Raw genomic sequence first — 8,308 nt, 5'->3', positions numbered from 1 at the left:
ACCACACGCTGGCCGCGCAGTTCAATGCCTGCCGCACCGAATCGACCTCGCTGTACACCGGCAGCAGCAGCCTCGCGTACAGCTTCGCGGACCTGGCGCACCGTGTCGGCTCGGCGCAGTCGACCGTGACCGACTTCCGCGTGACGGCCGACGACATGAACGGTGACGAGAAGACGAACCGCGTGCAGGGCAACGCGAAGGTCGAGCTCGACGGCAGCCTGAACGGCACGACCGAGACCACGAAGCTGCGCTACCTGCCGGCCAACGGACTGACCGTGACCGACGTGGCGACCCAGTCGGTGTCGACCTTCACCGGCGGCAATGCACTGATGCACACGGTGACGCAGGGCGTGGAGCCCGCGGTGCAGACGCTGCTGATCCGCGAGGAGTACGCGCAGCTCGCGTTCAGCCGCGGCGGCGTGAACTACGTGGTCGACGGCTTCTTCCAGCTCGACTTCGGCACGCAGCCCGGCAGCTTGAGCGGCAGCGGCACCGTGACGATCAGCGGCAACGGCCAGGTGATCGGCCGCGTGCGCGGCACCGAGGGCGGGCTGGTGGTCGAGATCGTCAACGGCGGCCTGCTCGGCAGTCTTCCGCCGGCGAAGCCGCAGTCCGCGAAGGCGGTCGCGCGATCGCTCGCGAAGGCCACCACCCGCGGCCGCTGATCAGAGCAGCCCGGTCGTCATCGCCTTCAGGGTGGCGGCGGCCCGGGTGGTGCACTCGAGCTTGCGGAAGATGTTCTCGAGGTGGGCCCGCACGGTGCTCGGGCTGATGCCGAGCGTGCGGGCCGCTTCCTTGTTGCTCTCGCCGAGGCTGATGCAGCGCAGCACCTCGACCTCGCGGCCGGTCAGCAGCGCCGCGGGCTCCGCCCCTGGCGGCGGCGCAGTGGCGCGGGAAGCGCCGCCCAACGCGGCCACCACGTCGGCATCGAACAGCCCGCGCTGCGCATCGCGCTGCAGTTGCGCGAGCGCCTCGTCGAACGACAGCGCGGCACGGCCCGGGCGCGCGGTCTGCAGCATCACCGCCTGCGTCGCCACCGCGAGCACGCGGGCCTCGGGGCCGATCGCCGTGCCCGACACGCCGCGGAAGAAGCCGGAGCCGTCGAGCCGCTCGTCGGCATGCGAGGCGAGCTCGGCCTCCGCGGCCAGGTTGCCGATGCGGCGCGCGGCCCGCGCGGTCCAGTAGGGCACCAGCCGCAGCCGTTCCATCGCCGATTCGCTCGGCGTGCCGGGCTGGTCCCACAGCGCGTTCGGTACCGCCGCACGGCCCATGCCGTGCACCAGGCCCGCACGGTACAGCCGCTGGCGCGCCGGCGCCGGCAGGCCCAGGCGCTCGGCACAGTCGGCAGCCACCAGCGCGACACGGCGCGAGTAGCCGGTCAGCCACGGCAGCTTCAGGTCGATCACGTCGGCGATCAGTTCGAGCGAGGTCGTGTCGGTACCGATGACGGGCGCGGTGTCGACGCAGGCCGGGTCCTGCTCCAGCGTATGCAGCCAGTCGACCGCATGGCGGCGCACCGCCTCGACCACCTCGGCGGGGTAGGCCGCCTCGGCGCGCGACGCGAGGTAGCTCAGCGCCCGCTCGAGGTCGTAGACGCGGCTGAAGATCTCCAGGTCGCTCGCGGCCGAGACGATGAACACCTCGACCGGGATGTCGGGCGGGCGCAGGCCGTTCGGCTGGCCGTGGCCGTCGGGGCGCTCGAAGATGCGGCGCAGCGGCAGCTCGACCGCCTGCGGCATGCCCAGCGTGCGCGCGACGTCGCCGGACACCTCGCAGTGGATCTGCGCCACCGGCGCCATCGAGCCGGCCAGGTGCGCCGGCAGCCCGGCCGCGAGCATCGCGCGCCGGCCGCCGACATCGTCGCCCATCAGCTCGGAGAACTCCGGCGCGTTCGCGGTGCAGCCCGACCAGCGCAGCAGCGAGACGTAGGCGGCATGGGAGCTCGCGTCGCCCTCGAGACCGAGTGCCGCCGCGAGCTGGGCCGCGATCCACGCGGTGCGCGCCGAGTGGTCGACCGGCTGGCCCATGCTGAGATCGCCGACGAAGGCGAGCGCCTTGACGGCATCGAAGACGGTGACGCGGGCGTCGGGCAGCGCGGCGGATGGGGAGGACATCGATCGAAGGACTCTGGAATTGAACGGGGGCCCGCCGCATGCGGTAGGCCCCGCATCATGCCGCGATCAGCGGGCGGCCTGCACCGCATCCAGGATCACCGCCGCCACCTGGGCCGGCTGCGACTGCTGCGGCACGTGGCTGCTGGCGACGCTCGAAACCTTGGCGTTGATCGCCTTGGCCATCGCGCGCTGCTGCTCCGGAACGATCATGTGGTCGTTGTCGGCGACCAGGTACCACGACGGCTTCTGCTTCCACGCGGCGACCGACACCTTCTGCTCTAACGCCTTCGCCTGGATCGGGCCTTGCGTCGCGGTCATCACCGCGGTCGCGGCGGCGGGCAGGTCCTGCGCGAAATGCTTGCTCATGCCTTCCTGCGTCAGCGACAGGAAGCCGCCGCCATCGGCCTTCAGGTGGGCGAGGCCCGCGCCGGGCGCGAAGCCCTTGCCGACATCGCCGACCGACTGGCCGGCGTCCGGTGCGAAGGCGGCCACGTAGACCAGGCCGGCGACCTTCGGGTTGTCGCCCGCTTCGGTGATGACCATGCCGCCCCACGAATGGCCGACCAGCACGACCTTGCCCGGCTGCGCATCGATCGCACGCTTCGCGGCGGCGACGTCGTCGGCCAGCGAGCTCAGCGGGTTCTGCACCGCGACGACGTTCAGGCCCTTGGCCTGCAGCAGCGGCACGACCTTGGCCCAGTCGGAGCCGTCGGCGAACGCGCCGTGGACGATCACGACGCTGGGCTTGGCGCTGTCCGGTGCGGCCGGGGTGGCCGCGCCAGCCGAGGCAGCGACGATGGAAGCGGTGAGGCCGAGGGCGGCCAGCTTGACGATGTTCATGGTGTGTTCCCGGTGGTGAATTGGCAGAGCACGGACTGTCCTCTCAACGAGAGCTGAGGACCATCGGACGATCATCCGATGCAGAGGCTGGCCAAGCTTGCCGGCCTGTCACGCGCGACGATCAACCAGATCGAGAACGGCTCGTTCAAGGACCTGAGTCTTCATCGGACGGCGCGCCTGCTGAACACCTTGGGCCTGTCGCTGACGGTCTCGCCCGCTCATCCGAAGCGCGGCGGTACCGGCGTCCGATCGATCTCACCCGTCAACATCGCTGCGCGTTCAGCAAGCGTCAGCTACCGGCGCGTCATGCGTGGAACACAGCTGAAAGCCATCCTGCTGAACGGCGACATCCCGGCTCGCCTCGAGCCCCAGATGAACGCACTGCTCGAAGAAGCGTCAGTGCAAATGCTCGCGTCCATCGTCGAGCAGGTCCACGCCGAGGAAGGAGTTCCCCGCACCGAGCTCTGGGCGCGCCTGCGCGAGTTGGCAGAGCAACTCGACTGCGTGCGCGATCTGTGGGCTTGAGACAGCCCGATCTGTCGATATCTGGGACCTCGTGCCACGAAGCGATGGCCCACCTCTCTCGAGAAGCAGTTCACCCCGTTCGCCCTGAGCAGGGACCGAGCTTGTCGAGGGCCCGTGTCGAAGGGTTGCATTCGAAGCGCGCAAGGCCTTCGACAAGCTCAGTCCGGCCCTTCGACAGGCTCAGGGCGAACGGTGTTTCTTACCTGTCTTGCTCAGGAGGCGGCCTTCACCGGCAGCCACCGCAGCAGATAGCCCGTCATCCGCCGCGCCGCGCCGCGGTGCGCCGCCGCGAACGCCCTCGCCTGCGCGGCGCGCTGCTCGCGCTCCGGGCTGTCGAGCAAGGCACAGGCCGTGTCGACGCCTGCGGCCATGTCGGCCACCCGCAGCGCCGCGCCCGCCGCCAGCGACAGCTCCGCGGCCTGCGCGAAGTTGAAGGTGTGCGGCCCCATCACGACCGGGCAACCGCAGGCCGCCGCCTCGATGAGGTTCTGCCCGCCCAGCGGCGCGAAGCTGCCGCCGAGCAGCGCCACGTCGGCCATCGCGTAGTACAGCGCCATCTCGCGCATCGAATCGCCCAGCCACACGTCGGCGTGCCAGGCCTCGGCCGGCGGCGTGTCGCCCCAGCCGCTGCGCCGCGCGAGCGTGAGCCCGGCCGCCTGCACCAGCGCCGCGACCTCGTCGAAGCGCTGCGGATGCCGCGGCACGATCAGCAGCAGCGGGCGGTTCTCGGCCGCTCGCTTCGCCCACTCGGCCAGCAGCATCGCCTCTTCGCCCTCGCGCATCACCGCGCCCAGCAGCACCGGCCGCGCGAGCGCATGGCGCCACGCCCGGCCGCGCGCGAGCAAGGCCTCGTCCGGCGCCATGTCGAACTTCAGGTTGCCGCAGACGACGACCTCGCGCGCGCCCGAATCGCGCAGCCGCTGCGCATCGGCCTCGGTCTGCGCCAGCACCAGCGTGATCGCCTCGACCGCCGGCCGCAGCACCGCGGCCAGCCGCTCGCCCTGGCGCCGGCTCTTCTCGCTCAGCCGCGCATTCGCCAGCACCATCGGGATGCCGCTGCCCTGCGCGCGCCGCAGCAGGTTCGGCCAGATCTCGGTCTCCATCAGCACGCCCACGCGCGGGCGGAACTGCTCGAAGAAGCGCTGCACGACACCCGGCGTGTCGTACGGCAGCCAGGCCTGCACATCGCCCTCGCGCAGCAGCGCCTCGCCGGCTTCGCGGCCGGTGGCCGTGCTGTGCGTCAGCAGCAGCCGCAGGCCCGGCCGCTCGGCACGCAGCGCATCGATCAGCGCCGCGGCAGCACGCGTCTCGCCGAGCGAGACCGCATGCACCCACACGTCGCCGAGCCAGCGCCCCTCGTGCAGGTCGCGGTGCTCGCGGTAGTCGCCCAGCCGCTCCAGCACCTTGTGCCGGTACAGCGGCTCGGCCCGGCCGCGCAGCCACAGCCGCAGCAGGTACACCGGCTTCAGCGACGCCAGCAGCAGCGAATAGGCATGCCGTGCGAGCGACTGCCGCCACGTCGCGGCCGGGACGTCGTGCAGGGGATCCACGGTGCCCGTCATCCCCGCGACGCGGCGCGCACGACCTGCCAGGTGGCCCACACCAGGTCGACCTCCGGCGTCGGCTCGCGCTCGACCGACACCTGGTGCCGGTGGCCATGCCCGATCTGCGGGCCGGTGCGCCACGCGGTCGGGAAGTTGTACAGCTGCACGTGCGGCAGCCCGAGCGCGACCGCGATGTGGCTCAGCCCGCTGTCGACGCCGATCACGCCCTGCGTCGCGCCCATGCGGTCGACCAGCGCATCGAGCGACATCGCCGGCCACACCTCGGCCTCGGCACCGAAGGCCTGCTGCAGGCGTTCTGCCCGTGCGAGCTCCACCGGTCCGGCATGCGGCAGCGCGATGCGCCAGCCGGCGCCGATGAAACGCCGGCCGAGATCGATCCAGTGCGACTCCGGCCACAGCTTGTCGTCTCGCGAGGTGCCGTGCACGAACACCAGCGTGCGTTTCGGCAGCGGCTGGGCATCGCAGCGCAGCCCGAATTGCGGCGACCCCTGCACCGTGTAGTTCAGCGCCATCGCGGCCAGCTTGCGCGAGCGGTCGAGCGCATGCACGTGCGGCTCCATCGCGAGCGGCTGGTCGATCAGCCAGCGCGCCGGCCGCTCGAAGCTGGAACCGTCGGTGCGGTTCGCCAGGCCGAAGCTCGGGCCATCGGCCATGCGGGCCACCAGGGCCGATTTGGTCAGGCCCTGCAGGTCGAGCACCGCGTCGTAGCGGTGCTGCGCCAGGTGCGCGCGGAAGGCGCGCCATTCGTCGCGCACCGTGCGCGTCCACCAGGCGCGCCGCCAACGGCGCTGCGCGCATTCGATCACCTCGCTCACGCCCTGCACGCGCCGCACCAGCGGCGCGAAGCCCGGCTCGACCACCCAGTCGACATGCGCGTTGCGGTAGACCGCCCGGATATCGTGGACGACGGGCATCGCATGCACCACGTCGCCGAGCGACGACAACTTGACGATCAGGACGCGCACGAAGACGGCACTGCGGGTCAATGCGCGGCAGCGGCGATCTGCGCGTCGGGCTTGGCCACGCGCAGCGCGGCCATGAAGTCGGCCTCGATGCGGTGCAGCGCCTCCTGCGTGTGCCCTTCGAAGCGCAGTACCAGCACCGGCGTGGTGTTCGACGAACGGATCAGCCCGAAGCCGTCTTCGTACTCGGCGCGCAGGCCGTCGATCGTGATGATCTCCTTCGCGCCGGGGAAGCGCGCGCCGTCGAGCAGCTTCTGCACGACGACCTTCGGCTCGCCTTCGGCGCAGGGCACGTTCAGCTCGGGCGTGCTGAAGCTGGTGGGCAGCGCGTTCAGCACCTGGCTCGGGTTGCGGCTGCGCGACAGGATCTCCAGCAGGCGCGCGGCGGTGTAGGTGGCGTCGTCGAAGCCGTACCAGMGCTCGCCGAAGAAGATGTGGCCGCTCATCTCGCCGGCCAGCGGCGCCTTCAGCTCCTTCATCTTCGCCTTCACGAGCGAATGGCCGGTCTTCCACATCAGCGGCTTGCCGCCGGCGGCGCGGATCGTCGGCGCGAGGCGCTGCGTGCACTTGACGTCGAAGATGATGGTGCCGCCGGGGTTGCGCGACAGCACGTCGGTCGCGAACAGCATCAGCTGGCGATCCGGGTAGATGATGTTGCCTTCCTTGGTGACGACGCCCAGCCGGTCGCCGTCGCCGTCGAACGCGAGGCCCAGTTCGGCATCGGTCTCCTTCACGGTGCGGATCAGGTCGGCCAGGTTCTCGGGCTTGCTCGGGTCCGGGTGGTGGTTCGGGAAATCGCCGTCGACCTCGGAGTACAGCTCGGTCACCTCGCAGCCGAGCGCGCGCAGGATGCCGGGCGCCGACGCACCGGGGATGCCGTTGCCGGAGTCGACGACGATCTTCATCGGGCGGCTCAGCTTGCAGTCGGCGACGATGCGGGCGCTGTACTCGGCCAGCACGTCCATCGTGCCGGTGCGGCCGGTGGCCACGGTGTAGTGCTCCGATTCCATGCGGATGCGCAGCGCCTGGATCTCGTCGCCGTAGATCGCGCGGCCGGCCAGCACCATCTTGAAGCCGTTGTAGTCCTTCGGGTTGTGGCTGCCGGTCACCTGGATGCCGCTGTTGCAGCCGTGCTTGCCGCGCGTGGCGGCCACGTAGTAGAGCATCGGCGTCGTCACGGCGCCGATGTCGACGACGTCGAGCCCGGTCGACGCGAGGCCGCGGATCAGCGCGGCGACGAGGCCCGGCCCCGACAGGCGGCCGTCGCGGCCCACGGCCACGGCCTTCTCACCCGCCTTCAGTGCCTCGCTGCCGAAGGCGCGGCCCAGGTGCTCCGCGAACGCTTCGTCGATCGTCTTGCCGACGATGCCGCGGATGTCATAGGCCTTGAAGTTGGACGCAGTCACTTGCATTCGGTTTCTCCTGGAGAGTGGCGGATTGTAGATAGCGTCTGACATGCAGCCTTCGGGCCAGCGCGGGCTCGCAGCCCGGCCCGCGACATGTCCGAAAACGGCGAGTCATGCGGCGCGAGGGTGCGATGATCACGCCATGCCTACCTTCGACTCCGATGCCGCCTATCTGGCCATCAAGGCCCGCGACGCCCGCTTCGACGGCCGCTGGTTCGTCGGCGTCACGTCGACCGGCATTTATTGCCGACCGATTTGCCGCGTGCGCACGCCGCGCCGCGAGAACTGCGTGTTCTTCGACACGCCGGCCCAGGCCGAGGCAGCCCGCTTCCGCCCGTGCATGAAGTGCCGACCTGAAGTGGCGCCGGGGCCGGGGCTGGCGTGGACGGTGATGGACGCATCGCGCACGCTGGCCCGCCAGGCGGCGCACTGGCTCGACCACGCCGCGGCCGAGGAAGAAACGCCGTCGATCGCCGCGCTGGCCGCGCACCTGGGCGTCAGCGACCGCCACCTGCGCCGCATCTTCGCGGCCGAGCATGGCGTGACGCCGCTGCAGTACGTGCAGACGCGCCGCCTGCTGCTGGCCAAGCAGTTGCTGACCGACACGCGGCTGCCGATCGCGCAGGTCGCGCTGGCCAGCGGCTTTCGCAGCCTGCGGCGCTTCAACGCGGCCTTCGCCGACAGCTACCGCATGAGCCCGACGCGACTGCGCGGCGATGCAGCCGGCGAGTCGGTGTCGCCGGACGACGGCGTGACCGTCTCGCTCGGTTTCCGCTCCCCGTACGACACGGCGGCGATGCTGCGCTTCCTGACCGCCCGCGCGATACCGGGCGCCGAGGCGGTGGAAGCCGCCCGCGTGCGCCGCAGCGTGCGCGCCGGCGTGCTCGGCCCCGAGG

8 protein-coding genes are annotated in these 8,308 nt (G+C 71.1%); 3 read left to right on the top strand and 5 right to left on the bottom strand.

All coding sequences use genetic code 11. The features are described 5' to 3' along the window. Positions 1 to 665: hypothetical protein (locus AC1D1T_RS27345; protein WP_477992857.1), on the top strand; the 665-nt coding region annotated here is incomplete at its 5' end. On the opposite strand, the gene AC1D1T_RS27340 is transcribed toward AC1D1T_RS27345, so the two are convergent. After that, complete coding sequence (locus tag AC1D1T_RS27340) at positions 666 to 2,114, bottom strand: HD domain-containing phosphohydrolase (protein ID WP_477840304.1); 1,449 nt, start codon at positions 2,112 to 2,114, stop codon at positions 666 to 668. A gap of 66 nt (positions 2,115 to 2,180) precedes the next feature. Next, positions 2,181 to 2,954, bottom strand: a complete 774-nt coding sequence (locus tag AC1D1T_RS27335) for an alpha/beta fold hydrolase (protein WP_477840302.1) — start codon at positions 2,952 to 2,954, stop codon at positions 2,181 to 2,183. A gap of 78 nt (positions 2,955 to 3,032) precedes the next feature. Between AC1D1T_RS27335 and AC1D1T_RS27330 the strand changes: the two genes are divergently transcribed. Beyond that, positions 3,033 to 3,479 (top strand): helix-turn-helix domain-containing protein, encoded by a 447-nt coding sequence (locus AC1D1T_RS27330; protein ID WP_477840300.1) that lies wholly within the window; start codon positions 3,033 to 3,035, stop codon positions 3,477 to 3,479. A gap of 212 nt (positions 3,480 to 3,691) precedes the next feature. Here the strand turns inward: AC1D1T_RS27330 and AC1D1T_RS27325 are convergent, their stop codons facing one another. From AC1D1T_RS27325 to AC1D1T_RS27315, 3 genes are read right to left on the bottom strand one after another with little or no spacing between them, the layout of a single operon-like run. Beyond that, positions 3,692 to 5,029 (bottom strand): 3-deoxy-D-manno-octulosonic acid transferase, encoded by a 1,338-nt coding sequence (locus tag AC1D1T_RS27325; protein ID WP_477827130.1) that lies wholly within the window; start codon positions 5,027 to 5,029, stop codon positions 3,692 to 3,694. A gap of 8 nt (positions 5,030 to 5,037) precedes the next feature. Beyond that, positions 5,038 to 6,030, bottom strand: coding sequence for a lipopolysaccharide heptosyltransferase I (gene waaC, locus AC1D1T_RS27320; protein ID WP_477843697.1), 993 nt, complete (start codon positions 6,028 to 6,030; stop codon positions 5,038 to 5,040). Beyond that, complete coding sequence (locus AC1D1T_RS27315) at positions 6,027 to 7,418, bottom strand: phosphomannomutase/phosphoglucomutase (RefSeq protein WP_477992856.1); 1,392 nt, start codon at positions 7,416 to 7,418, stop codon at positions 6,027 to 6,029. Before AC1D1T_RS27315 ends, waaC begins: the two co-directional genes overlap by 4 nt. A gap of 136 nt (positions 7,419 to 7,554) precedes the next feature. Here AC1D1T_RS27315 and AC1D1T_RS27310 point away from each other — a divergent pair. Further along, on the top strand, positions 7,555 to 8,308 hold a 754-nt coding region (locus AC1D1T_RS27310; RefSeq protein ID WP_477827128.1), incomplete at its 3' end, for a bifunctional transcriptional activator/DNA repair enzyme AdaA.

This window comes from Rhizobacter sp. P2_H3 (assembly GCF_056403355.1).
The sequence above is the reverse complement of the archived record's forward strand: the minus strand, read 5'-3'. Positions and strand labels throughout refer to the sequence as shown.

Excerpts from the sequence above, each read along its gene's own strand:
- AC1D1T_RS27340 (WP_477840304.1), bottom strand. The coding sequence starts at position 2,114 with ATGTCCTCCCCATCCGCCGCGCTGCCCGACGCCCGCGTCACCGTCTTC.
- AC1D1T_RS27335 (WP_477840302.1), bottom strand. The coding sequence starts at position 2,954 with ATGAACATCGTCAAGCTGGCCGCCCTCGGCCTCACCGCTTCCATCGTC.
- AC1D1T_RS27330 (WP_477840300.1), top strand. The coding sequence starts at position 3,033 with ATGCAGAGGCTGGCCAAGCTTGCCGGCCTGTCACGCGCGACGATCAAC.